A 24,836-nucleotide genomic window follows, 5' to 3' on the forward strand; every position below is an offset into this window, starting at 1 on the left:
CGCCGTCCCGAGTCACTCCGCGTCGCGGAGGTGTTCGCAGTCGCCCGCGTGGACGCGCCGCCGCCCCTCGTCGGTGTCGACCACGAGCGCGCCCGGCCCCGCGACGTCGACCGCGGTTCCCTCCACGACCCCGTCCGCGGCCTCGACGCGGACGCGCCGCCCGAGCGTGCTCGCCCGCTCGCGCCACGCCGGGAGGACCCCGTCGAGCGCCGCGGGCGACGCCGTCAGCGCCGCGTAGCGTTCGAGCAGCGTCGCGGCGAACCGCCGCCGGTCGATCGGTTCCCCGCGCTCCGCCGACAGCGACGCCGCGCCCGCGGGCAGCGTCTCCGGATCGATGTTCGCGTTGACCCCGACGCCGACGACGAGCCAGCCGACGCGGTCGGCCTCCCCCTCCATCTCCGTGAGGATCCCCGCCAGCTTCCGGCCGCCGCGGCCGGTCGGGTCCGAGTCGCCCTCGCCCGATTCGTCGGCCTCCTCCCCGACGAGCACGTCGTTCGGCCACTTGATCCGCGCGTCCACGCCGGCCTCGCGGGCGGCGTCGGTCGTCGCCACCGCGGCCGCGAGGGTGAACAGCGGCGCCCGCGCCGTCGGCACGTCGGGGCGCGTCAGGACCGACAGCCAGACGCCGCCGCTCGGCGCCACCCACTCGCGGTCGAGGCGCCCCCGGCTCCCCGTCTGCTCGTCGGCGACCACGGCGACGTCGGCCGCGCCCTCCCCGGCGAGCTCGCGGGCCCGCGCGTTCGTCGATCCGATCCGGTCGTAGTACTCCACCGAGTAGGGGGCGTCGAGCCCGAACGCGATCCCCGGCCCGGAGTAGCCGGGATCCTCGGGGGCGACGTACCCCTCGGGCGTCGACGCGACCGCGAACCCCTCCTCGCGGAGCCCCTCGACGGCCTTCCAGACGGCCGCCCGCGAGACGCCGAGCGACTCGGCGAGGGCGGGGCCGGAGACGGGACCGTCGTCGGCCGCGAGGGCGTCCAGCAGCGCGCGGCGCGTGTCCATACCGCCCGTTCCGACGCCCGCGCCGAAAGCCGTTCCGGGTCTCGAACGCCCGGTCGGGTCCGGGACGCTTTGTGTCCGGCGCGCGAAGGACCGCCGATGAGCGACGGCGACCGCGGCGGTGGGGGCAACGGCGACGACGGACCTGACGACGGGTCCGAGACGGTGCCGCTCGTCGTCGTCGACGGCGACGAGCGCGTCGAACTCGACGTCGAGCGCGGCGGCAACCTCCGCCGAGCCCTGCTCGACGCCGGGCTGTCGCCGTACGCGCCCGCGACCCGCCGCCTCAACTGCGGCGGGCGAGGGCTGTGCGCCACCTGCGGCGTCCGCGTTCGCGAGGGACCGCCGGCCGACCACTGGCACGACCGCCTCGCCGACCGGTTCGGGTACCCGCGTCTCTCGTGTCAGATTCCGGTCGACCGACCGATGACGGTCGCGCTCGTCGACAAGCGCGTGTGGGGCGGGCGGAACGCCGACGCGAGCGGCGAAAACGCGGGAGCGGACGGCCGCTGAGCGCGGCGAACCGACGGACCCCACACCTCGTTTCCGGTGAAACGACGAACGGTACCGCGTCACACGCGACCGCGCGGCGACCGGGAGCGCGAACGCCGATCGCGGCACAAAAGCCAAGTCCGCGGGCCCGAACCGTCCGGTATGCAACCCTCCAAGGAGCGCGAGTCGTCCGACGACGACCCGATGGACGATCTCGACGACCTCCTCGACGACGACCTCGCGGGCGGTGAGGGGTCGTCCGGCGCCGATTCCGGCGACGCCGCGGCGGCCGACACGGGCACCGAGAGCGCGCGGAGCGCCGGAAGCTCCGGCGACTCCGGTCGAATCGGCGTTTCGGGTCGGTGGTTCTCGGCGAAGGCGTTCGCGCTCGCGCTCGTGACCGTCGCGGTCGGGTCCTTCGTCGGAAGCCTGATCCCGCTCATCGGCGGGACGATCGGGACCGCGGGCGGCGTGTTCCTCGCCGCGTTCCTGCTCGGCCTCGTCCTCTCGACGCGCCGGTACGTCGAGACGGGAATCGCCGGTGGCGCGGCCGGCGCGGCGAGCGCGGTGACGAGCGTCCTCGGCGTCGGGTTCCTCCCGATCGGGATCGACTACCTCTCGCAGTGGGGGCTCCCGCTCGTCGCCGTCGGCGGAGGGGTCGGCCTGGTCCTCGCGCTGCTGGGTCACTACTTCGGCCGCGACCTCCGGGCGGGGCTGAGTCGGGATATCGGAGAGTGAAGGATAGAAACCGCCGGATTCGGGTTCTTCAGTGCGCCCGGAGCGCGTCCTCGACGCCGACGTAGGCGGCGATCTCGCGGCGCTCCAAGACGAGGAAGCCGGCGAGGATCGCGACGAAGCCGAGGACCGCCTCCGCCTCGATCAAGCTGCCGAGCAGGACCCAGCTCCCCACCGCGGCGACGACCGGCTCCGCGTAGCCGACGAGGTGGAGCTGGGTCGGCCCGACCTCGTCGAGCAGCGCGAAGTAGATCAGGAACGCGACGACGCCCGACAGCAGCGTGAGGTACGACAGCGACGCGATCGACGTCGCGTTCCAGACGATCGCCGCGGGCGACTCGCCGAGCAGGGCGGCGCCGGCGAACAGGAGCCCGGCGCCGGAAACCATCGCCCACCCCTGGAGCGCGGCGATCGGGAGGTCGGTCCGCAGCGGGCGGAGCAGCACGGCGCCCAGCGAGAAGGCGACCGCGCCGGCGAACGCGAGCGCGACGCCGAACAGCGCGGCGCTGCCGAGTCCGGCCTCCGTCGGGTCGGCGATCACGATCACGCCGAGGATCCCGAGGGCGAACCCGCCGATCTCGAAGGGCCCGAGGCGCTCGTTCGGGAGGAGGACGGCCGCGAACACGGCGGTCAACACCGGCGCGAGGCTCACGACCACGGCCGCGACCCCGCCCGAGATGCGCAGCTCCGCGACGTAGAGGAGCCCGTGGTACGCGGCGATCACGAAGGCCCCGGCGACAGCGACCCCGAGCCACTCGTCGCGGCCACGGGGCATCGTCCTGCCGGAGGCGACCGCGGCGACGCCCAACACGACCGTACCGGCGATCGCGTAGCGGACGCCGGCGAACAGCAGCGGCGGGAAGTAGTGTAACCCGGCCTCGATGGCGACGAAGGAGGTGCCCCACAGCGTCGCGAGGAGGACGAACGCCGCGAGGATCGATTCGGAAGTAGAGAGTAGGTTCCGCAGGTTCATTGGCTACTGGTTCAAAATTATTCAATATAGTTAAGCTCGTCTCTCGGATCAGTCGAGATCGAGAACGAACAATCACACATACGAACTGCGTGCGATACGGTTCCGAAATGAGAGCGAATCTTGAACTCGACTACAACCGTATCGGTCGTAATATATAACAGACCATCACGGGAAGGGGGCGTATGGACGAGCGCGACGTGCGGCTGGTGAAGGCCATCTCCGATCTCGGCACCGGGAGCCCGGAGCGGCTCCACGAGGAGACCGGGATTCCGGTGTCGACGATCCACTACCGGCTGAACAACCTCCGCGAGGACGGCGTCATCGAGAACGACCTGTACGACCTCGACCACGAGGCGCTCGGACTCGGCGTCACCGTCATCGTCGAGGTGCTCGCGAGCTACGAGGGCCCCTACGAGGAGTTCGCCGAGGAGCTGCTCGCGGTCGAGGGCGTCACGGAGGCGTTCTTCACGATGGGCGAGACGGACTTCGTCGTCCTCGCGCGGCTCTCCTCGTCGGACACCGTCGAGCGGCTCATCAGCGACTTCGAGGCGATACCGGAGGTCGAGCGGACGAACTCGACGTTCACGATCGCGACGCTGCGCGACGAGCCGCGCGCGCCGGCGACGTACGACCTCGACACGCTGATCGAGGAGCTGACGGACTGACGTCGGGACTCACGAACGGGTCCCGGAACTCACTCCGGGTCCGGAACCAGCGACGACCCGACCGAGCGCTCAACGTACAACAGCGCCACGAGCCCGGCGATGATGATCGTGTACGACACCGCGGCGAACAGGGCGTCCTGCGTGGAGGGGTACTCCGTGGTGCGGAAGATGATCACCTTCCGGACCATCGCGATGACGCCGGTGTAGATCACCAGCCTGACGATCCGACGGGTGTCGCTCTGCTCGATGTAGGCGACGACCGTCTCGTACACCTCGACGATGATGAGCAACAGCAGCCCGGTCTCGATGAAGCCGATGACCGTGTTCGGATCGGTGATCGCGCCGGTCGGGACCGACTCGGCGATCTGGATCGCGAGGTCGACGACGCCGATGCCGAAGAGGAGCGCGAACAGCGCCGCCGCGGCCAGCTCGACGCCGTGGATGAAGCGGTTCGTCGCGTCGGAGACGCGGTCGCCGCGCGTCTTCGCGACTGACGGGTTCGGCGTCCGGTCCGGCGAGGACGAGTCGTCCGACGGGTCGGCCGGGGGTGAGTCTGCCATCGTCGTTCTCGGGACGAAGCAGGACCTCGCGACACGTAAAAAACGGGCCTAACGGACGGGAAGCGCGCTACGACCGCTTGCCGATCTCCTCGCGTAACACGTCGGAGACGACCTCGCCGTCGGCCTTCCCGCGGAGGGCGCCCATCGCCTCGCCCATCAGCCCGGAGAACGCGCCCATCCCCTCGGCCTCGATCTGGTCGGCGTTGCGCTCGACGACCTCGACGACCGCCTCGCGCACCTCGTCCTCGCTCACGCCCGAGAGCCCGGCCTCCTCGACCGCCTCGCTCGCCGACAGATCGGGGTCCTCCGCGAGCGTCGTCAGCACCTCGGGGACGCCCTCCTTCGCGAGGTCGCCGTCCTCGACGAGGTCGAAGAGGGCGAGGAAGTGGTCGTCGGTGAGGTTCTCGACCGGCGCGCCGTCGCGCCGGATCTCCGTCGTCGTCGACTCCAGCGTCGACGCAGCGAAGGTGGGGTCGACGCCGCGCTCGACCGCGGCCTCGAAGAGGGGGAACCGCTGGCCGAACGCGACCTGCTCGGCGAGGCCGGCGTCGAGCCCGAACTCCGCCTCGTACCGCTCGGCCTTCTCGTCGAGGAGTTCGGGCGTCTCCACGTCGGAGGGGTCCGGCTCGACCGGCGGCACGTCCGTCTCGGGGTACATCCGCGCGGCGCCCGGCAGCGGCCGGAGGTAGCGCGTGGTCCCGTCGTCGTTCGCGCCGCGGGTCTCCTCGGGGACGCCCTCGATCGCGGTCTCCGCGCGCTCGGCGGCCGCCTCGACCGCGAGGTCGGCGGTCTCCGGGTCGGCCGCGACGATGGCGACCGCGTCGCCCTCGCCCGCGCCGACCGCGTCGCGGAGGGCCGCGACCTCCGCCTCGGTGACGCCGTACGCCGGCAGTTCGTCGGTGTGGAAGATGCCGCCCGCGCCGTGGCGCTTCGCGTGGTCCGAGAACTCGGTGCCGAGCCGGCGGTCGGGCTGGATCTCGCGGCCGACGAGCCTGTCGAAGCCGAACAGCGGGACGGCGGTCACCTTCCCGCCCGAGTCGAGCGCGCCGCGGATGACCCCCGACTCCGTGTCGGCGAAGACGTCGGTCACGTCCGACACGTCGCCGACGCTCGCGTCGCGCTCGCGGAGCTCGTCGCGGATTTCGAGCAGCTCCGCCTGCCGTCCGACCTCGCCGCGGACGATGTCCTCGATCCCCTGGAGGTCCTGAACGCCCTTCACCTCGACGCGGGCGCCGTCCGCGATGGAGACGTTCACGTCCTGACGGATCGTGCCGAGGCCGCGCTTGACCGCGCCCGTCGAGCGCAGCAGCATCCCGATCCGCTCGGCCGCCTGCCGCGCGCCCTCGGGGCTCCGGATGTCCGGGCCAGTCCCGATTTCGACGAGGGGGACGCCGAGTCGGTCGAGCGAGTAGACGACGCCGTCGTCGGTCTCCTCGACCCGCTTGGCGGACTCCTCTTCGAGCATGAGGTCGACGACCGACACCGACCCCGACTCCGTCTCGATCTCGCCGTCCTGCCCGAGGAGGATCGAGCGCTGGAACCCGGAGGTGTTCGAGCCGTCGATGACGAGCTTCCGCATGACGTGGGCCTGATCGACGACGGAGAGGTCGAGCAGGTCGGCGATCTGGAGCGCGACCGAGAGCGCCTCGCTGTCGACCCGCCGCGGCGGCTCGTCGTCCTCCTCGACGAGGCAGGTGGTGTCGTACGCGAGGTAGGTGAACTCGCGATCGACGCGGCTCTCCTCCATCGCGGCGTCGTCGAGCTCGCCCAGCTCGCTCTTCGTCGGGTGGAGCTTGCGGGTGATCGACCGGTCGGACTCCTCGGGGTCGCGCTCGACGGTCGGGGAGTCGCAGAACAGCTTGGTCTCGGTGTCGAGCTGCTGGTGGATCTCCAGCCCGGCGACGAGCCCCAGCTCCTCGTAGTCGTACTCGGGGGTCGCGTCCGTACTCATTACGCCTCACTCCGACGGCGCGCGACTAAAAGGGTGGCAGTTCGCGCGAGCGACGAGACATCGTGAGCACTGATGTCATTTATAAATGGCTGTGCGGTGGCGCGTGCCTGCGAGCGGCCGCCCCCGGCGGCCGCGAGACAGCACGCGCGAGGGAGTCGGTCGCCAAGCGAAGCGACGGCGACCGACGAGGCTGGGGAGGTGTGAGGTGCGGTGCTGTGCGGGGTGGGACTCAAAGGGGCAGCCGCGAGGGCGGCGCAGACGACGTAAGCACCGCAGCGAGCAACGCGAGCGAGGAGCGCAACGAGTGTGCGCCGCCCTCGCGGCTGGGGCTTTGGGGGTGTTCACCGCCGGTTCGCAAGTAATCATTTATAAGCGAACGGCTGGGGCTTTGGAGGGGTTCACGATCACAGCGTTCCGATCGTACTCGTCACTTCTCACGTAGCATCGAAAGGAATTGTGCGTGGGTGCTGTCGTGTAGACAACACCGTGCATCGTGGGGGTGTACCCCGTGCGATGCGTGGGACCGGATTTGAACCGGCGGACCTCTACAGGACAGCGCCCTCAACGCTGCGCCGTTGGCCTGGCTTGGCTACCCACGCTCGCGGTGTTCTGTCGCGTCTCCACGTACCCTTCCCCTAATTAAAAGCCCTTCCATTTGGCGGGAGCGTGGCGGGGTTTCGCAGACCGAGGTCGAGCGCCGCGGCCGGCCGCAGCTCGGCGACCACACCCGAACCGCCTCGACCGCAACCGGCACGCGTTTGGGGGTCGCGTCCCACCGCACGAGTATGTCCGATTGGGCTCGCGAGAACGTCTCCGTCCTGACCGCCGTCGCCTCCGTCGTCGCGCTCGCGCTCGTCTTCGGCGCGGTGGGCGGCGCGATCCCGAGTTCGCTGCTGCCCCGCGCGAGCGACGCCGTCCTCGCCGCGATCCCGCACTTCAACGCCGCCGTCTCCCTCACCGCCATCGCGACGATCACCCTCGGCTGGCGTGAGATCTCTCGCGGGAACGTGAAGCGCCACCGCAACTTCATGGTGACCTCCTTCGCGCTGTTCGCCGCGTTCCTCGGCGCGTACCTCTACCGGCTGATCCACGTCGGGACCACCGAGTTCCCCGGCCCCGAGGCCGTCTACTCGTACGTCTACCTCCCCTTCTTAGCGATCCACATCCTGCTCGCGATCGTCTGCGTCCCCTTCGTCTTCCACGCGCTCTTCCTGGCCGCGACCCGGCCGTACGAGGACCTCTATCGGACGCGACACGCGCAGGTCGGCATGGTCGGCGCCGTCCTCTGGCTGATCTCCTTCACGATGGGAATCGGCGTGTACCTGCTGCTGTACCACGTCTACTGACCGAACGCGGCAGAAAGAGAGAGTCGACTACGCGTTCCGCTCGGCCTTCCGGTGTGCCGCGTAGAACAGCGGGACGAGCAGCGCGCCGGCGAAGCCGAAGCCGAGCGCCAGCGTCCCGATGTCGCTCGCGGAGAGCCCGCTGCCGCCGCCGGAGCCCCCGTCGCCGCCGGAGCCCCCGGACCCTCCCTCGCCGCCGATGAGGTCGTCGTCGACGGCGCCGACCGCGACGGCGCCCTTCATGCCGATCGACCGGTGGGGTTCGCAGGCGTACCGGAACACGTCGCCCTCGCTCGCGTCCTCGAAGGTGTACTCGAAGGTGGTCCCCGCCTCCGCGACCGCGGACCCGCTGTCGAAGGTGCCGTCCTCCGCGACAACGTTGTGGCCGCCACCCTCACCGGTCCACTCCCAGACGACCGTCGTCCCCTGATCGACCAGGATCGCGGGCGGGTCGAACCGAAGCCCGTTCTCGCCCGCGCCGACGGAGACGGTGACCTCGTCTTGCCCGCGAAGGTCTCGTGTCCCCTCGTAGTTGCCGACGTTCTCGAACCAGTCGCCGTATCCGGCCGCGTCGCTGCCCTCACCGGAGCCGTCGCCGCCCTCCGCCTGCGGGTCGACGAGGTCGTCGTCGACAGAGCCGACCGCGACGGCGCCCTTCATTCCGATCGACCGGTGGGGTTCGCAGTAGTAGTTGAACGTGTCGCCCTCGCTCGCGTCCTCGAAGGTGTACTCGAAGGTGGTCCCCGCCTCCGCGACCGCGGACCCGCTGTCGAAGGTGCCGTCTTGCGCGACGACGTTGTGGCCGCCGCCCTGGCCGGTCCACTCCCAGACGACCGTCGCGCCCGGGTCGATGAGGATCGCGGCCGGGCCGAACCGGAGCCCGTTCTCGCCCGCGCCGACCTGAACGGTGACCTCGTCCTGTCCGCGGTAGTCGTGGGTGCCGTCGTAGTTGCTCACGTCGTCCAGCCAGCCGTCGTACTGCGCGGCGGCGGTCCCGCTTCCGGCCGCGACGCCCGCGGCGACCGCCGCCCCGGCGGCCCCGGCGCGGAAGAACCCGCGGCGGCTCATCGACGCGGCGTCGTCCTCGGCGGCGTCGGCGTTCCGTGTCATGTTCGCACGTCTGACCGTGAGCGTATTTAAGCCCCCGATACGTCCCGAGCGGTCGGAGCGGCGCCGAACGTGTGCGGGGTCGAGTCGGAAAAACGGGGTTCATGGTCCGCGAGCGCCGGGTTCGAACGAAGCGCTCAGTCGTCCGCCGGCGTCGGATCCGAGACCGGCGCGTCGACGTCGCGGTCGGTCGCCTCGCCCTCGACGTCGAAGGGGTACTCGCCGGTGACGCAGCCGAGACAGAGGTCCGCGCGGCTCTCGCCGAGCGCCTCCGCGACCGCGTCGATGGAGAGGTACGAAAGCGTGTCCGAGCCCACCTCCTGCCGGATCTCCTCGGTCGAGGCGTCGGCGGCGATCAGCTCCTCGCGCGTCGCCATGTCGATGCCGAAGTAGCAGGGCGCGAGGATCGGCGGCGCGCCGATCCGGAGGTGGACCTCCTCGGCGCCCGCCTCGCGGACGAGCTCGACGAGCTGCGTCGAGGTCGTTCCGCGGACGATGGAGTCGTCGATGATCGTGACCGACTTCCCCTCCACCGTCGAGCGGATCGGGTTCAGCTTCAGCCGGACCGCGCGCTCCCGCTCGTCCTGCGTGGGCATGATGAACGTCCGGCCCACGTAGCGGTTCTTCATCAGCCCCTCGGCGAACTCCACCCCGCCGTCGTCGGCGGCCCGCGGCTCGCCATCGGGAGTGGTCTCGCCCGCGGCGTCCGCGTAGCCGGAGGCGAACGCGCGGCCGGAGTCCGGCACCGGCATCACCACGTCGGACTCGACGCCGGACTCCTCCCAGAGCTTCCGACCCAGCTTCCGGCGCACCTCGTACACGAGGCTCTCGTCGATGACGGAGTCGGGGCGGGCGAAGTAGACGTGCTCGAAGAAGCAGTGGGCGGTCGACTCGCGCTCGACCAGCTGATACGTGTCGTAGCCCGTTCCGTCGGGATCCAAGACGACGAGTTCGCCGGGTCGCACGTCGCGGATCAGCTCGCCGTCGAGCGTGTCGATGGCGGCGGACTCGCTGGCGAGGACGTAGCCGCCGTCGATCTTCCCGAGACACAGCGGGCGGTTGCCGAGCGGGTCGCGGACGCCGAGGACGGTGTCGTCGTGGGTGATCGCCAGCGAGTAGGAGCCGTGGATGCGGTTCATCGTGTGTTTGACCGCCCGCACGAGGTCCTCTTCGAGGAGGTTGCGCGCGAGGTCGTGGGCGATCACCTCGGTGTCGCCGTCGGAGGTGAAGGCGTGGCCCGCCGCGGCCAGCTCCTCGCGCACCTCGTCGGCGTTGACGAGGTTGCCGTTGTGCGACAGCCCGAGCGAGCCGGATTTGAAAGAGACGGAGAACGGCTGCGCGCAGCTCTTGTCGAGGCTGCCGGCGGTCGGGTAGCGCACGTGACCGATGCCGGTGCCGCCCGACAGCGACGCGAGGTCCCCCTCTTCGAACGCGTCGCCGACGAGGCCGCGCTCGACGTGGCTGTGCTGTTGGAATCCGTCGTGCGTGACGATCCCGGCCGACTCCTGGCCGCGGTGTTGGAGCGCGTACAGCGCGTAGTACAGCGGTCGCGCGGCCTCCCGATCCGCGAGCGAGACGCCGACGACGCCGCACTTCTCCCGCGGTTCGTCGCCGCCGTAGTCCCCACCGGCGTTCATGTACGCGACGGTGGGGCGGGCGGCGATAAAAATCCTCGTGTTCGTGGCGTATCTACTCGTAACTCGGTCCGAGTTATGCGTAATCGTGGATACAAACGCCCTCGCGTCGCCGCGCAGTCACGCGGTTCGGACACCGCCGCTCACGCGGACTCCTCGCCGCCGACGAAGTGGTCGAGGCGCGCGAAGTACTCCTCTCGGGGCACCTGATACGCCGCCCGATAATCGATCTCGCCGGCGACGAACCGCTCCGCGACGTCGACCGCGCCGGCCGCGCCCGCCTCGCGGCTCTCGTACGTCTCCGAGACCGCCTCGATCTCGGGCTCCAAGAAGCAGACGACGTGCCACTCGTCGGTCGCGTACTGGCCCGAGCCGGGGCGCGCGTTCCGGGCGCCGTTCGTCAGGTAGATGGTCGGGAGACACTCGTCGGGGAGGTCGCCGCTCCCGAAGACGTCGGGGCGGTAGACGAGGATCGCCCGCCCGCTGGGCTCCTCGTTCCACAGCCGCCACCCCTCCGGCAGCGATTCGAAGGCCATGCGCCCCCCTCCGTCGCGGAGGCTTGAAAACGTCGCGCTCGGGCGATCGGCTTTGCCGTCAGTCAGCTCGACCCGTTCAATCCACGATGTCCGACCCGCCCGGCGGGAGGAACTCCTGGAGCAGGTCCGCGCTGGCGACCTTGCGGACGAACGACTGGTCGGTGAACCGCTCTTTGAGGTTCCGGTAGGCCATCATCGCGGCGTCGTTCTGCGCGTACATCCCCGGTTCGAAGGTGACGTGCGCGGCCGCGCGGTCGACGATGGCCGACGGCGGCCCGCCGATGGCGCGGGTGACCGGCTCGCACTGGACGCCGACCGCGATCCGGCAGGGGACGTCCTCGAAGTACGTCCGGTCGCCGCGGATCACGAAACTCCCCTTCTCGATGTACTCGCCGCTCTCGGGCGTCTTCGACACCTGATCGGGTTCGACCATGTACGCGTCGCCCGCGCCGCGGCCGTCCTTCCAGTCCGAGGAGTAGGAAACGGCGAACTGCGCGGCCTCCCGCAGCGTCTCCTCGGAGAAGTCGACGGGGTCCGCCGACTCGGAGGGCCCGGCGGCCTTCAGCAGGGTCACCGGCCCGCCGTGGGCCTGCGTGTGGAAGAACCGGTCGTGTTTGCTCATGTATTTTTTCACCAGCTCCTCGTTCTGGTCGGCGTTGCGCCCGCCGATGACGAGGTAGCCCGTCGACGTGTGGAACCAGCGGAACCGCTCGAACCAGTCGTCCGGGCTCCGGATCGGGATCGAGGAGCGCGAGAGCCAGTCGGTCTCGTACTCCTCGTCGTCGCCCTCGCCGTCCGCACCGTCGGCGTCGCCCTCGCCACCGTCGTCGGCCGCCTGCTGCTCCTCCCACTCCGCCTTCCGCTCCTTGACGGCCTCCAGCTCCTCGCGGGTCGACTCGATCGCCTCCTGCGCGCCCGCCTTCTTCTCCTCGACGCGCTTCGCCTCCCGGTAGAGGCGGTCGGCGTTGACCTCCACGCCCTCGCTCGCGTTGAGTTCGACCGTCACCGTCCCCCCGTCGTCCCCTTCCTCTTCGAGTTCGACCGTCACCGTTCCCTCTCCGCCGTCGACGTCGACGACGGCCTCCGCGGCCGGGATGCCGCGCTCGGCGCCGGCGTCGAGCGTCTCCGCGATCTCGTCCCACGGCACCTCGTTTGCGCGGGCCTCCCGCACCGTCGAGAGCACCTCGTCGACGAGGTCGTAGTGCGCGTACAGCAGCTCGGCGCGCTCCCGTTCCGCCTGCGCCTGCTCCTCGAACCCCTCGATCGCTCCCTTCTGCTGTTCGATGATCCGCTCCTGTTTGGCGATCTCCTCTTCGAAGTCCGGGCGGGACGCGCCCGCGTCCGCCGGGGCCTCGCCCTCGTCGGTCTCCTCGCTGCCGAGCCGGTAGAAGTACTCGTCGACGGCGGCGTTGAAGGAGTCGAAGCCGACGCTCGGCAGGCCCTCGTGCTCCGCGAGCGGGAAGGGCGTCACGTCGACGACGCGGGGCTCCTCGTCGCTCGACTCTCCGTCCTCCTCGCCGTCGACGGACTCCTCGTACACGCGGGGGTCGACGTCGCCCGAGCGGAGCCGCTCGTCGATCCGGGCGAGCGCGTCGTGGAGCGCGCCGAGCTGGTCGTCGGTCGCCTCCTCGATCGGCGTCTCCTTCGGCACGCCGGCCCGGGTACACACCTCCTCGGCGTACAGGCCGCCGAGGTTGAGCTGGGTGGCGAGCGTCCGGACGACGTCGCTGTCCGACTCGCGCATGTGGCGGTCGAACGCGCCGCGGCTCACGTCGAGCGGGTTCAGCCGCGAGGCCGGGTACTCGTACTGCGAGCCGGGGGCGACCGTGCGGGACTTGAGCCGCACCGTCGACAGCGCCCCGATCACCTCGCCCGTCTCGTCGAGCGCGGCGACGTTCCCCTGGCCGAACAGCTCGGCGACGAGCGTGGTGTTCTGGTCCTCGCGCTCGAACTCGAAGGTGAGGATGCGGTCGAACTCGTACTGCTCGACGCCCGCGAAGTCCGCGCCCGACATGCGGTTCCGCAGCATCTTCGCGAAGTTCGGCGGGCGTCCCGGCGCGTCCGCGACGTGGTCCGGGTCGGCGGCGTGGGCCCGTTTGATGTCCCCGACCTCGATCATGAGCTCGACGCGGCCGCGGTCGAAGTCGCGAAGCTTCAGCCGGAGCAGGTCGTCGTCGTAGAGGTACGCCTTGTCGACCTTCGCGCCCTCGTACCGATTGAGTTCGGTGACGAGCGCGGCGAGGTCGATGCTCGACAGCTCCCGCTTCTGGTCCATACACCATAGCAACCGGCGGGCCGGAAAAAGGCGTGTCGTTGTGGGTGCGGGTCCGGCGAACGGGTGACGCTCACAGCCGCTTCGACACGTACGGCCCGTCCTGCCGGTAGCCGAGCTTGTTGCGGTAGTACTCGCGGGCGCCGATGCCCGAGATGACCGCGACTTTGTCGTAGCCCGCCTCGCGGGAGAGCTCCTCGGCGCGTTCGAGGAGCTTCGTGCCGTACCCCTGGTGCTGCCAGTCGCCGTCGCCGCCGATGCCGACCTCGTTGCCGTAGACGTGGAGCTCGCGGACCAGCGCGGCGTCTTCGAGTTCCGGGCGGATCGGGTCGCCCTCGGTGCCCGGCGCGCCGGGCTGGTCGGGGGCAAACGAGGGGAACCGCAGGCGACAGAACCCGACGAGCAGGTCCCGGACTGGGTCCTCGAAGGAGATGAAGTGCTCCGTGCCGCCGCCGGCCTCGTAGGTGAGCACGTCGAGTTCGACGTCGTCGGGGTCCGGGTCGGCGTCGTTGTGGCCGACCTCGCGGGCGCGGACGTCCCGCTGGACGATCCCCTTCTCCTCGGCGCGCTGCGCGGCGAGCTGGCGGAGGTTCGACTTCTGGACGCCCGCGTCGATGAAGTCCGCGGGGATGTCGCGTTGGACGCGCTGGAGCCGGGTGTACTTCGGGATCAGGTCCATGGCGTCGGCGACGAGGTCGGCCGCCTCCTCGCTCGTGAGCGGGTCGAAGTCGTCGCGGCGCCAGCGGTCGTACACGCGAGTCCCCTCGACGACGAGAGTCGGGTAGATCTTCAGGTAGTCGGGCCGCCAGTCGGGGTTGTCGAACAGCTGCCGGAAGTCCTCTAAGCACATCTCGCGGGTCATGCCCGGCTGCCCGGGCATCATGTGGAAGCCGACCTTGAACGCGGCGTCGCGCAGGCGGCGGTTGGCGTTCCGGGAGGCCTCGTTGCCGTGGCCGCGGTGCATCTCGCGGTTGATCCGCTCGTAGGTGGTCTGGACGCCGACCTCGACCTTCGTGCCGCCGAGGTCGAGCATGCGGTCGATCTGCTCGGGGTCGCACCAGTCCGGCTTCGTCTCGAAGGTGGTGCCGATGTTGCGGATCTCGTTCGTCTCGTTCTCGGCGATCACGTCTTCGAGGTACTCGAACTCGGTCGCCTCGGGGTCCGGCGCGAACGACTCGCCCTCGGCGGGCTCGGGCTCCTTGTCGAGGTCGTAGTCGTTCATCGCCTGGAGCGCGCGCTTGACGAACCACTCCTGGTAGTCGTGCGAGCGCGCGGTCATCGTCCCGCCCATCAGGATCAGCTCCACCTTGTCGACCGGGTGGCCGATCTTCCGGAGCTGTTCGAGCCGGAGCGTGACCTGCCCGTACGGGTCGTAGTCGTTCTGCTCGCCGCGCGCGGCGGCGGGCTCGTGGCCCGTGTACGACTGCGCCGAGGAGAACTCCGAGGCCGGCCCGCCGGGACAGTAGAGGCACTTTCCGTGCGGGCACAGCTCCGGCGAGGTCATGATCGCGACGGGGGAGACGCCGGAGGCGGTCCGGACCGGCTTGCGCTGGACCACCTCGATCACGTCGTCGCGCGCCTCGGACGGGGCGTGATCCAGGATCTCGGTGTTCTTCGGCACCTTCGGGGAGCCGAACTCCGAGCAGGCGTCGAGCTTGGCGCGTTCGAGGTCGTCGCGCTCGATCTCGCCGTCGAGGATGCGCTCGACGAGGTGCTCGCAGGTGCGGACGAACGCCTCGGAGTCGGCGGGGTCGGCGGTGCCATCTCCGGCGGCATCGTCGGACTCGCTACCGGCGTCCCCGTCACTCGCCGCGTCGGTGCTCATTACGCTCCGATCGACGGGTTTCGGAGTTAAGCGTGTCGCACCGATACGTGAGAGGGGTGCGCGTCGGCAGCAGAGCGGGAGTCGGCGCCACGGCTCCGACCGCTCAACGCCGCGTTTCCCGCCTCGGCGAAACGAAATTCGAGTTCTCGACCGCTCGGCTATACGAGGGCTTCAGATCTGACAAATCGGCGAGCGACACCACCGAAGCCCCAGCCGGGAGGCGGGCGCACGCTCGCTGCGGTCCTCGGTTGGTCGCTCGCTTCGCTCGCTCCCGCCCTGCGGTCCTTACTTCGCCTGCGCCCGCCTCCCGGCTGCCCCTTCGAGTCCCACCCGACCACGACCGCACAACACCTCTCCCCTCCCCAGCCTCGTCAGTCGCCGTCGCTTTGCTCCGGCGACTGACTCCCTCGCGCGGTGCTGTCTCGCGGCCGCCGATGGCGGCCGCTCGCAGGCACGCGCCACCGCGACCGCACGTTCGGGGGGGAACCGAACCCGCTCGTTTTAGGCCGGGCGCGGCGTACCCCGCCCCGTGCTACGCAAGGACCTCCTGCGCGTCTCCCGGGCGGGCGGCGGCTACCGCCCGCAGTTCACCGGCCGGGAACACCGCCCGCTCGCGGCCCGCGTCCTCGGGACGTTCGAGTCGCACGTCGGCGAGCGGCGCGGCGACCTCGACGACGCGCTGGCGGACTTGGAGGCCGACGCCGCCACCCGGAACGGCGACTTCAAACTCGTCCGGGGGCTCGCGGCGCTCGTCGAGCGCGAGTGCGAGTTCGAGACGCGGGCCCCGGTCCCGCCGCGTCGCGTCCGGCGGGCCGCGTTCGAGGCCGCGGAGGCGGTCGGCGTCGCGAGCGAGGCGGAGCGGGAGACCGCGGTGGAGCGCGCGTCCGACGCGCTCGGGATCGAGTCCGATGCGGTGGACGCCTCGCTGTACGCCGACCGCGACGTCGAGCGGGTCCTCGTCGACGCCGACGTGCGCTGGGACCCGGACACCCTCCTCGAACAGTACGACCTCTCGCTGGCCCAGACCGCGCTCTTCGACGCCACCGAGGTCCGGGTGCGGTCGAACGACCCGAAGCGGCTCGTCTCGGCCGTCAAGCGCCTGCGCTTGATGTACGAGGTCGAGAAGACTCCGGAGGGCCGCGAACTCGTCGTCACCGGCCCGGACCGGCTGTTCTCGCGCACGCGACGCTACGGGACCGCCTTCGCGCGGCTGCTCCGGACGGTCGCGGAGTCGGCGGAGTGGTCGCTGGAGGCGGCGATCGACGACCGCGGCCGCGAGCGCACGATGCGCCTCTCGGACGGCGACGTGACCGTGCCGGACGTCGAGCCCGTCGCGGAGCCCGACTTCGACAGCGGGGTCGAGGCTGACTTCGCCGGGCGGGTCCGCGGGCTCGACCTCGACTGGACTCTGGTGCGCGAACCCGAGCCGCTCGAAACCGGGGTGAGCGTGATGATCCCGGACTTCGCGTTCGACTACGACCACGCCGACTTCAGGCTCTTCTTCGAGGTGATGGGCTTCTGGACCCCCGAGTACGTCGACAAGAAGCTCGCTCAGCTCGCGGACGTCGAGGACGTGGACCTGCTCGTCGCCGTCGACGAGAGCCTCGGCGTCGGCGAGGAGATCGCCGCGCGCGACCACCGCGTCGTCACCTACTCGGGAACGGTGCGCGTGAAGGACGTGGTCGACGTGCTCCGCGAGTACGAGGCCGAGTTCGTCGCGGACGCGGCCGCCGACCTCCCCGATTCCCTCTCGCCCGACGCCGACGCGATCGGACTGGACGAGCTGGCAGACGCACACGGCGTGAGCGTCGAGGCGATAGAAGACAAATCGTTCCCCGACCACGAGCGCATCGGGCGAACGCTCGTCAGGCCCACGGTGCTCGATGCGCTCGCCGACGAGGTCGAACCCGGGATGTCGCTGTCGGAGGCCGAAGAGGTCCTCGACGAGCGGGGGATCGACAACGCCAGCGCCGCGCTCTCGTGGCTCGGCTACCGGGTCGAGTGGGAGGGTCTCGGCGGCGGCACGGTTCGGGAGAAATCGGAATAGAATATTTAAATAAGTGCCGTGGCGCGCGCCTCCGAGCGCCCAGAGGGCGCGAGGAGCGCGTGCGAGGGAGTCGGCCGACCGGAGGGAGGCCGACGAGGCTGGGGAGGCTTGAGGCTGCGGTGCTGTGCGGGTGGGACTCAAAGGGGCAGCGGCGAGGCCGCCGTAGGCGACGTAAGCACCGCAGGGAGCGAGCGAAGCGAGCGACTGAGGAGCACAACGAGCGTACGGCGGCCTCGCCGCTGGGGCTTTGGAGGTGTTCGCCGTCGTTCTACTGACACTCATTTATAAGCGAGCGGCTGGGGCGTTGGAGGAGTCAACCGTCGATCTGCGAGCAATTATTTATAAACGAGCGGCTAGGGCTCTGGAAGTGTTCTCCGCCGATCCAAAATCAGCCATTTATAAGCAGTAAATCGACGTGCGAACGCGATCCGTCACTCGACGACCGGCAGGTCCGCTCGACTCCCTTTCGGCACCACGGAGCGCAGTTCGTCGTATAAATACAGCCCCACGCCGATCGGCACCGACTCGCCGGCAACCTCGTGAGTCGCGATCAGGTAGCCCCAGTCGCCATCCCACTCCGGCAACTCCTGATCCTCCCCGGCAGCGAACCGAGACGCCTGCTCGGGGTCCAGTTCGATCACGTTCTTCGTCGCGCGCGATCCGAACCGCGAGACCGCCCGCCCGGTCGGCTTCCAGTGCTCCTGTCGCGTCCGGAGAAACGTCATCCCGACGGCCTCGACCTCGCTCGGGTCCGTCGCCTCGCCGTTGAAGATCCAGATCTTTCCGGCGCCCTTCTCCCAGAAGCTGTATTCCTCGAACACCACCCGCTCGATCCCGAACCGCTCGTCCCACCAGTCGAGGACCTCTTCGCGACTCGCGCGCCCCTCGACCTCTCGGTCTGCGGGCGTCTCGGGGAGGCGATCGAACTGCTGGCCGTCGTTGGTGGGGGCGCCGTCGGTCACGCTCCGACCCCCGTGTTTTTGTTCCCGCCCACGCGCAGCTTCGCGCAGAAGAAGCCGCCCGTGTCGTTGCGGTGCGGGTAGATCCGCTTCGCGCGCGTCACCGACTCGTCGTACGCCTCGCCGTCCCACTCGGTCACGCCGGGGTCGGTGTCGAGCGGGAGGTCGAACTCGACCAGTTCGCAGTCCTCGTTCGCGAGGACGTGGTCGAGGACCGCCTCGTTCTCCTCGGGCGCGAACGTACAGGTGGAGTAGACGACGACCCCGCCCGGACGGGTCGCCTGGACGGCGCGGGCCAGCACCCCCTTCTGGATCCCCGCGACGGCGCGGACGTGGTCGAGCGTCCACTCGTCCAAGACGTCCGGGTTCTTGCGGCAGGTGCCCTCGCAGGAGCAGGGCGCGTCGACGAGCGCGCGGTCGAACTCGTCGAACGCGAGCGGCTTCGTCGAGAAGTTTCGGGCGTCCTGGTTCGTGACGATCGCGTTCGTGATCCCGAGCCGCTCGGCGTTGTGCCGGAGCGCGGAGAGCCGCCCGAGGTTGTTGTCGTTGGCGACGACGGTGCCCTCGTCGTCCATCGCGTCCGCGATCTGGGTCGTCTTGCTGCCGGGGGCCGCGCAGGCGTCCCAGACGCGCTCGCCCGGCCGCGGGTCGAGCGCGAGCGTCGGCAGGACGGACACCTCCTCCTGCCCGTGGGTCCAGCCGTGGACGTACGGCCAGTTGCCGCCGGGGTTCCCGTCGGGGAGCCGGAAGAGGCCGTCGCGCCAGTCGACCGGCTCGTAGGCGACGCCCTCGTCGTCGAACGCCTCGCGGACGCGGGCCGGGGAGGCCGCGATGCCGTTCGTGCGCACGACCGAGGGGAGGGGCCGGTCGCACGCCGCCCGGAACGCGTCGACGTCGTCGACGAGCGACTCGTATCGGTCGAGCGGATTCATGGTCCTCTTTTCGCGGCGGGCCGTTAGACGGTTTCGGGACTCGAACGAGGGATCCGCCGCGCGTCTCACCCCCGGACCCGCCGCGTGTCCCGCCCCCGGAGCTGCCTGCGCCGCACCTTTAGGTCCGGCCCGGGCGTACGGGCGCGCATGGCACGCATCTCCGTCCTCGACGACGACGTCTCGCTGGACGATCCCACCCTGATCGAGGGGTTCCCCGGCGTCGGCCTCGTCGGGAAGATCGCGACCGACCACCTGATCGACGTCCACGAGATGACCCACTACGCGAACGTCCACTGCGACGGGCTCCCGCCGGTGGCCGTCTACCACGAGTCCGAGACGGCCGCGACGACCCCGGTGCGGCTGTACGCTGACCCCGAGAACGACCTCGTCGCGCTCCGCAGCGACGTGCCCGTGAACCCGTCCGCGGCGACCGAGGTCGCGGCGTGTCTCGGCTCGTGGTTCGACGAGGTCGACCTGTTCCCGGTGTTCCTGTCGGGGCTCGGCCGCGAGAAGGACGAGGCGCCCCCGAGCCTGTACGGGATCGCGACCGGCGACGGCGCCGAGGCGCTGGCCCGGGCCGAGGTGTCCGAGCCGTCCGAGTCCGGGCTCGTCTCCGGGCCAACGGGCGCGATGCTCGCGGCGGCGCTCGAAAACGATCGCGACGCGGTCGGCCTCGTCGTCGAGTCCGACCCGCAGTTCCCCGACCCCGAGGCGGCGCGGGTGCTCATCGCCGACGGCATCGACCCGATCGCCGGGATCGAGACGCCGACCGACGGGCTCGTCGAGCAGGCGACGGAGATCCGCGAGGCGAAACAGCAGTTCGCCGAGCGGATGCGACAGGCGAACGAGGAGAGCTCGCAGGCAGAGCCGCTCAAGATGTTTCAATAGGCGGGAGGTCAGTCCGCGGAGTCGCCCGCGCCGTCGCCCTCCAGCTCGTCGAGGATCGGCCGGTACTTCAGCTGGACCTCGTCCCACTCGCGGTCGGGGTCCGAGTCGGAGACGACCCCGACGCCCGCGAACAGCGTCGCGCGGCGCCGGCTCGCGACGGCCGAGCGGATCGCGACCGCGAACGCGCCGTTGCCCGCGGCGTCGATCCAGCCGACCGGCGCGGCGTACCAGCCGCGGTCGAACGGCTCCGTCTCGCGGATCGTCGCCAGCGCGCGGTCCGGCGGTAGCCCGCCGACCGCGGGCGTCGGGTGGAGCGCATCGACGAGGTCGAGCACGTGGCGGTCCGCGCCGAGCTCGGCGGTGATCGGCGTGTGGAGGTGCTGGACCGTCGCGAGCCGGCGGACGCGGCGCTCGCCCGCGGAGACCGACGCCGCGAACGGCTCCAGCTGGTCGCGGACCGTCTCCGCGACGAGCTCGTGCTCGTGGACGTTCTTCTCGTCGTCGAGGAGCTCCCGCGCGAGCCACTCGTCCTCGCTCGGCGTCTCGCCGCGGCCGGTCGTCCCGGCGAGCGCGTCGGTCTCGACCGTCCGGCCGCGAAGCGAGACCAGCCGCTCGGGCGTGGCGCCGAAGAACGCGCTGTCCCCGCCGTCCGGCTCGAACCAGTAGCGGTGGCAGTCGGGGTACTTCTCCGCGAGGCGTTCGAGCGTCGCCGCGCGGGGGAAGTCGGCCGCGAGGTCGGCCTCCAGCGCCTGCGCCAACACCACCTTCCGGAGGTCGCCGTCGCGGATCCGGTCGACCGCGGCGCCGACGCTCTCGCGCCACGCCTCGCGGCTCGTCGTCCGGCGGCTCTCGCGGATGCCCGGACGGGGCGGCCGAGAGGCGGCCGCGCTCTCGCCCGTCTCCCCGGAGTCGCGCCGGTCGAGCGCGGCGAACCGATCGACCTCGCGCGCCAAGCGGTCCTCGACGGCGGCGACGTCGGCGTCGTCGCCGACCGCGTTGACGGTGAGCCACGCGCCGTTGTCCGCGACCGTCAGCTGGACCCGCGGCAACACGAACCGGGCCTCCGGAAACGGCCCCCACGGGTCGCCGTCGCAGGCGCCCTCGTGGAAGGCGAGCCCCCCGAACACGCGGGGACGGGCCGCCTCGGTGCCGGCGTGGACGTCGCCGGACTCGAACAGCTCCGTCGACGCGTCGCGGATCGCCGCGAACCGGTCGCCGCCGGCGGCGGTCAGCGTCGCCGCCGCGCCGCCGCCGAGCACCAGCGCGTCGTCGGGCGCGCTCCAGGTCGTGCGCGGCGACGGGAGGGCGTCGAACGCCGCCGCGAACGCCGGCTCGTCGACCGCCGTGGTCCGGCTGACCAGCGGCGGCGACGACCGAGAGCGCGCCCGTTCCATGCGTATCGAGTCGGGACCGGGGACCCTTTATCCTGACTATCGGGGCGGAGCGGACGGGGGAACCCCGAGCGGCAAAACGAGCAGGGCGACGGACGGCGGACGGTCAGCTGTAGCGCTCCTCGTTCCAGGGGTTCGCCGTGTCGCTGTACCCGCGTTTCTCCCAGTAGCCGAGCTCGGGTTCGGTGAGGAGCTCCACGCCCGAGACCCACTTCGCGCCCTTGTACGCGTACTTGTGGGGCGTGACGACGCGGATCGGGCCGCCGTGGTCGGCCGGGAGGTCGTCGCCGTCGAAGCCGTACGCGAGCTGGACGCCCGGCTTCGTGCACTCGTCGAGCGGGAGGTCGGTCGTGTAGCCGTCCAGCGAGTGGAACATCACGTGTTCCGCCTCGTCGCGGACGCCGGCGAGGTCGGCCAGGTCCGCGAACGCGACCCCGGTGAACTCGCAGTCGAACTTGCTCCACCCCGTCACGCAGTGGAAGTCCTGCCGCTGGGTGACGGCCGGCAGGTCGCGGAACTCGTCGAGCGAGAGGGACTGCGGCTCCTCGACGGCGCCCCACACCTCGAGCTCGAACGTCTCCGGGTCCCACGAGGGCGTTCCGCTCTTCGAGAGGACGGGGAACCCGTCGGTCTCGCGCTGTCCCGGCGGGAGCCGATCGTCGCCGTACTCGCGGTAGAGGTCGGTGAGGTCCTCGGCGCCCTCGACGCCGGATTCGGTCATGGGATGCGGTTCGGCCCGGACCGACGTATGAATGTCGCTCTCGGAGACGGTCGGGCACCCGCGAGCACCGCGCGCGGCGGGAACGGAGTCGGCGGCGAGAGGGATCGCCGCGCCGCTTCGTACATCTTTAACCTGTATTTAACAGATCAAAAATGAACTTTTGCGTCGTCGTTTTGAGTTTTCGTATCAGCGGATCTCCGACGCCACTTTTATATACGCCATGCCACAAGACCCGGACAGCAAATGCCACGAGTGAAGATAACCGTGCCGGAGCATCTGGAGATGCAGATAGCCCAGATGGTCGAGGAGGGAGAGTTCCTCAACCGGGAGGAGGCGGTCGAGGAGCTGCTGTCGACTGGCATCAAGGCGTACAAGACGAGCGGCCCCCGGGACGACGACGACTCCAACAGCGGGTTCGAGGAGGAGGGGATGATGGGCCACGAAGACGAGTACGTCTTCTGAGCGAACGACCCCGCGTCGAGCCGCGCGCGGCACGGATCCGTGCGTACCGCCCTCAACAACCCTTATAGGGCATACAACCCGTATCCGTGGATATGCACAAGGACGAGCTGCTCGAACTCCACGAACAGATGGTGACGATCATGGAGCACTTCCGCGCGCAGGAGACCGTCGACGGCTCGCTGTTCGACCCCTACGACGAGCTCGACGTCGACCCCTCGCACGTCCACAAGTCGAAGAGCGAGCACAAACACGCCGTGTTCGTCCTCGGCAACGCCCTAGCGAACGCGATGAGCGAAGACGAGTTCTCGCCCGCCGGCCGCGTCGGCAAGCGGATGGAGGAGCTCGCCGACGACGCCGAGAACAAGATCTGAGACCGGACGCTCCGGCCGTCCTCCTGATATCGTCGGGAACGCGACCCCCGTATTGATGTGTGCGCGGCCCCCTCGAACCTGACATGATCGCGGAGGCGCTGCCGTCGGAGGCCGTTCACCTCGCCGCCGGGGGCGTCGGCGTCGTCGTCGCGCTCGCCGCGGTGTACCTCGTCGACCGTCCGAGCGGCGATTGGACGCGAGCGCTCCGCTCGCGGCTCCTCCTCGGCGTCCCGTGGGGAACGCTCGTCGTGATCGCCGGCGTGATCGGGGTGTACCTGTTCGTCCAGTCGGGTATCGACAATCCGAACCGACCGGTCGTGATCCCGTTCCGGTCGTGGTCGTACTTCTACCCGGAGGGGCTCCTCTGGTCCAGTTTCGCGCACGCGAGCCGCGGGCATATCACCGGGAACCTCCTCTCCGCGCTCGTCGCCGGGGGGCTCGCCGAGTACGCGTACGGCCACTTCCCCCACGGGCGCGAGGTCGACGACGGGGACGGACGCCCGGTCCGGCTCCGACGCCTGCCGAGTCGCCTCCGAGAACTCCCGAGCCGAATCGCCGCCGTCGAGTCGCCGAGCGAGAACCCCTACGTGCGGGCGTTCCTGATCGTCCCCGGCGCCGCGGTCGCGTTCGGGCTCCTCTCCGCGCTGTTCGCGCTCGGTCCGGTGATCGGCTTCTCCGTCGTCGTCTTCGCGTACTGGGGGTTCGCGCTCGTCTCGCGGCCCGTCGCCGCGGTCGTCGCGATGGCCGGGACGACGCTCGTCGGCGTCCTCTACGACGCCCTCCGCGTCCCGGTGGCATTCGCGGAGGCGTCCCCCTCCTACGGCGTTCCGGGGTGGGCGAACGTCGCGATCCAGGGGCACGCGCTCGGCCTGATCGGCGGCGCGCTGGTCGCGGTCGTCCTCCTGCGGCGTCGCCCCCGAGAACAGCCCGACAGGGACCGCGACGCGGGCCCGGACGCGGCCGCGGGGCGGTGGCGCTACCATCCCCTCTCGACGGCAGTCGGCGACGACGGGTCCCGCGCGGACGCGACCGAGCGGTCCGCGCTCCTCGTCTTCGGCGCGCTGCTGCTGTTCGGTGCCTCCCGTCGGCTGTGGGCGGTGTACTGGTACCTCGGCAACGAGCGGTACGAGCTGTACCGCGCCGTCGGCGTCGGGCTGCTCGCCCTGCTGGCCGCGATCGTCGCCGTCGCGGCCGTCTCTCGCGACGAGCCGCTGTGGCCGACTCGGGCGGTCCCGGAGCCGGAGACGGTCCGCGGCGGGATCCGCTCGGCGACGCCGGCGACTGTCGGGCTCCTCCTGCTCGTCGCGGCGCTGGCCGTCGTCGCCGGCCCGGGCGTCGTGCCGAACCTCGTCGCGGTCGACGACGGCGACCTCCCGGGAGACCCGATCGAGGTGGAGGGGTACCAGGTGACGTACGCGGAGGACGTGGAGAACCAGCTCGTGGGCGTCGTCGACGTGGAGGCGTTCGGGCGGTCGACGTCTGTCAACACGTCGGGAGTGATCGTCAGCGACCCGGACCGCGAGATATGGACCACGGCCGTCTCGAAGGGGAACCTGGCGTTCTGGGGGTACCGCGCGATCGACGTGGGCGGCACCGGCTGGCGCGAGACCGTCTGGGTCCAGCGCATCGGTTGGGTCGCCGCGAACGGCGGCCCGACCTACCGGGTCGACGCGATCCGGAACGGGACCAGGCGGACGCTGTTCACGAGCGACCCCGCGCGGGCGGAGCCCCGAATCGACGGCCGCAACGTCGTCGTCGCGGCCACGCGGGGCGGGTTCGAGCTGTCGGTGATCGGCGGGAGCGGGAACAACGTTACGGCGCCGCTTCCGGCCGCGAACGAGTCGGTGACGGTCCGAGGGATCACCCTCGTGCGCGAGGGCGACGTCCTGTTCGCGGAGCGCGGCGAGACGCGGGTCCGGATCGCGCAGCGGGAGCGCTACGAGGGGCGGCAGTGACCGGGGCCGACGGTCCCG

22 protein-coding genes and 1 tRNA gene are annotated in these 24,836 nt (G+C 70.6%); 9 read left to right on the forward strand and 14 right to left on the reverse strand.

Annotated features, from left to right (window positions below; all coding sequences use genetic code 11):
• Positions 1–12 precede the first annotated feature (12 nt).
• A complete protein-coding gene (locus AC4NMM_RS03925) occupies positions 13–1,002 on the reverse strand; it encodes a biotin--[acetyl-CoA-carboxylase] ligase (RefSeq protein WP_096392882.1) in 990 nt (329 codons plus the stop codon).
• A gap of 96 nt (positions 1,003–1,098) precedes the next feature.
• On the opposite strand from AC4NMM_RS03925, the gene AC4NMM_RS03930 reads away from it, so the two are divergent.
• Together AC4NMM_RS03930 and AC4NMM_RS03935 are read left to right on the forward strand one after the other, a co-directional pair.
• Complete coding sequence (locus AC4NMM_RS03930) at positions 1,099–1,512, forward strand: 2Fe-2S iron-sulfur cluster-binding protein (protein WP_096392881.1); 414 nt, start codon at positions 1,099–1,101, stop codon at positions 1,510–1,512.
• 141 nt (positions 1,513–1,653) lie between these two features.
• Positions 1,654–2,229 (forward strand): DUF8526 domain-containing protein, encoded by a 576-nt coding sequence (locus tag AC4NMM_RS03935; protein ID WP_096392880.1) that lies wholly within the window; start codon positions 1,654–1,656, stop codon positions 2,227–2,229.
• A gap of 28 nt (positions 2,230–2,257) precedes the next feature.
• Here AC4NMM_RS03935 and AC4NMM_RS03940 read toward each other — a convergent pair whose 3' ends face one another.
• Entirely contained in the window at positions 2,258–3,199 is a 942-nt protein-coding gene (locus AC4NMM_RS03940) for a DMT family transporter (protein WP_491923587.1), read from the reverse strand.
• A gap of 182 nt (positions 3,200–3,381) precedes the next feature.
• Here AC4NMM_RS03940 and AC4NMM_RS03945 point away from each other — a divergent pair, with 182 nt between their 5' ends.
• Positions 3,382–3,864, forward strand: coding sequence for an Lrp/AsnC family transcriptional regulator (locus AC4NMM_RS03945; RefSeq protein WP_096392878.1), 483 nt, complete (start codon positions 3,382–3,384; stop codon positions 3,862–3,864).
• A gap of 29 nt (positions 3,865–3,893) precedes the next feature.
• On the opposite strand, the gene AC4NMM_RS03950 is transcribed toward AC4NMM_RS03945, so the two are convergent.
• From AC4NMM_RS03950 to AC4NMM_RS03960, 3 genes are all read right to left on the reverse strand, one after another.
• On the reverse strand, positions 3,894–4,424 hold the full coding sequence (locus AC4NMM_RS03950; protein WP_096392877.1) for a phosphate-starvation-inducible PsiE family protein: 531 nt from the start codon (positions 4,422–4,424) through the stop codon (positions 3,894–3,896).
• Positions 4,425–4,491: 67 nt separating this feature from the next.
• Positions 4,492–6,375: a Glu-tRNA(Gln) amidotransferase subunit GatE gene (gene gatE / locus AC4NMM_RS03955; RefSeq protein WP_491923588.1), complete on the reverse strand. Its 1,884-nt coding sequence runs from the start codon at positions 6,373–6,375 to the stop codon at positions 4,492–4,494.
• Between the two features lie 514 nt (positions 6,376–6,889).
• Positions 6,890–6,974: transfer RNA gene (locus AC4NMM_RS03960), tRNA-Leu, on the reverse strand.
• A gap of 186 nt (positions 6,975–7,160) precedes the next feature.
• Between AC4NMM_RS03960 and AC4NMM_RS03965 the strand changes: the two genes are divergently transcribed.
• On the forward strand, positions 7,161–7,721 hold the full coding sequence (locus tag AC4NMM_RS03965) for a DUF420 domain-containing protein (RefSeq protein ID WP_491923589.1): 561 nt from the start codon (positions 7,161–7,163) through the stop codon (positions 7,719–7,721).
• Between the two features lie 27 nt (positions 7,722–7,748).
• Here the strand turns inward: AC4NMM_RS03965 and AC4NMM_RS03970 are convergent, their stop codons facing one another.
• From AC4NMM_RS03970 to AC4NMM_RS03990, 5 genes are all read right to left on the reverse strand, one after another.
• Positions 7,749–8,828: a halocyanin domain-containing protein gene (locus AC4NMM_RS03970; RefSeq protein ID WP_491923590.1), complete on the reverse strand. Its 1,080-nt coding sequence runs from the start codon at positions 8,826–8,828 to the stop codon at positions 7,749–7,751.
• 134 nt (positions 8,829–8,962) lie between these two features.
• A complete protein-coding gene (purF, locus tag AC4NMM_RS03975) occupies positions 8,963–10,462 on the reverse strand; it encodes an amidophosphoribosyltransferase (RefSeq protein WP_491923591.1) in 1,500 nt (499 codons plus the stop codon).
• Between the two features lie 140 nt (positions 10,463–10,602).
• On the reverse strand, positions 10,603–10,995 hold the full coding sequence (locus AC4NMM_RS03980; RefSeq protein ID WP_491923592.1) for a DUF5820 family protein: 393 nt from the start codon (positions 10,993–10,995) through the stop codon (positions 10,603–10,605).
• 76 nt (positions 10,996–11,071) lie between these two features.
• Positions 11,072–13,270, reverse strand: coding sequence for a ribosome rescue protein RqcH (gene rqcH / locus AC4NMM_RS03985; RefSeq protein WP_096392871.1), 2,199 nt, complete (start codon positions 13,268–13,270; stop codon positions 11,072–11,074).
• A gap of 70 nt (positions 13,271–13,340) precedes the next feature.
• Positions 13,341–15,092 (reverse strand): tRNA uridine(34) 5-carboxymethylaminomethyl modification radical SAM/GNAT enzyme Elp3, encoded by a 1,752-nt coding sequence (locus tag AC4NMM_RS03990; protein ID WP_491923593.1) that lies wholly within the window; start codon positions 15,090–15,092, stop codon positions 13,341–13,343.
• Positions 15,093–15,621: 529 nt separating this feature from the next.
• On the opposite strand from AC4NMM_RS03990, the gene AC4NMM_RS03995 reads away from it, so the two are divergent.
• Positions 15,622–17,139, forward strand: a complete 1,518-nt coding sequence (locus AC4NMM_RS03995; protein WP_491923594.1) for a DUF790 family protein — start codon at positions 15,622–15,624, stop codon at positions 17,137–17,139.
• A gap of 431 nt (positions 17,140–17,570) precedes the next feature.
• Here AC4NMM_RS03995 and AC4NMM_RS04000 read toward each other — a convergent pair whose 3' ends face one another.
• Both AC4NMM_RS04000 and AC4NMM_RS04005 read right to left on the reverse strand, forming a co-directional pair.
• Complete coding sequence (locus tag AC4NMM_RS04000; RefSeq protein ID WP_096392867.1) at positions 17,571–18,101, reverse strand: DUF7122 family protein; 531 nt, start codon at positions 18,099–18,101, stop codon at positions 17,571–17,573.
• Positions 18,098–19,030 carry an RsmB/NOP family class I SAM-dependent RNA methyltransferase gene (locus AC4NMM_RS04005; RefSeq protein WP_491923595.1) on the reverse strand — a complete coding sequence of 311 codons (933 nt, stop codon included), beginning with the start codon at positions 19,028–19,030 and terminating at the stop codon, positions 18,098–18,100. Before AC4NMM_RS04005 ends, AC4NMM_RS04000 begins: the two co-directional genes overlap by 4 nt.
• A 147-nt stretch (positions 19,031–19,177) precedes the next feature.
• Between AC4NMM_RS04005 and AC4NMM_RS04010 the strand changes: the two genes are divergently transcribed.
• Positions 19,178–19,918 carry a proteasome assembly chaperone family protein gene (locus AC4NMM_RS04010; protein ID WP_491923596.1) on the forward strand — a complete coding sequence of 247 codons (741 nt, stop codon included), beginning with the start codon at positions 19,178–19,180 and terminating at the stop codon, positions 19,916–19,918.
• Positions 19,919–19,926: 8 nt separating this feature from the next.
• On the opposite strand, the gene AC4NMM_RS04015 is transcribed toward AC4NMM_RS04010, so the two are convergent.
• Both AC4NMM_RS04015 and AC4NMM_RS04020 read right to left on the reverse strand, forming a co-directional pair.
• Positions 19,927–21,312, reverse strand: a complete 1,386-nt coding sequence (locus AC4NMM_RS04015; RefSeq protein WP_491923597.1) for an isochorismate synthase — start codon at positions 21,310–21,312, stop codon at positions 19,927–19,929.
• A gap of 103 nt (positions 21,313–21,415) precedes the next feature.
• Positions 21,416–22,030 carry a sulfite oxidase-like oxidoreductase gene (locus tag AC4NMM_RS04020; protein WP_096392863.1) on the reverse strand — a complete coding sequence of 205 codons (615 nt, stop codon included), beginning with the start codon at positions 22,028–22,030 and terminating at the stop codon, positions 21,416–21,418.
• Between the two features lie 243 nt (positions 22,031–22,273).
• Between AC4NMM_RS04020 and AC4NMM_RS04025 the strand changes: the two genes are divergently transcribed.
• From AC4NMM_RS04025 to AC4NMM_RS04035, 3 genes are all read left to right on the forward strand, one after another.
• Positions 22,274–22,492 carry a ribbon-helix-helix domain-containing protein gene (locus tag AC4NMM_RS04025; RefSeq protein ID WP_017343455.1) on the forward strand — a complete coding sequence of 73 codons (219 nt, stop codon included), beginning with the start codon at positions 22,274–22,276 and terminating at the stop codon, positions 22,490–22,492.
• Positions 22,493–22,584: 92 nt separating this feature from the next.
• Entirely contained in the window at positions 22,585–22,863 is a 279-nt protein-coding gene (locus AC4NMM_RS04030) for a UPF0058 family protein (RefSeq protein ID WP_008580735.1), read from the forward strand.
• Positions 22,864–22,946: 83 nt separating this feature from the next.
• Positions 22,947–24,818 (forward strand): rhomboid family intramembrane serine protease, encoded by a 1,872-nt coding sequence (locus AC4NMM_RS04035; protein ID WP_096392862.1) that lies wholly within the window; start codon positions 22,947–22,949, stop codon positions 24,816–24,818.
• Positions 24,819–24,836 lie beyond the last annotated feature (18 nt).

It is taken from the genome of Halorubrum sp. SD41 (assembly GCF_058630335.1).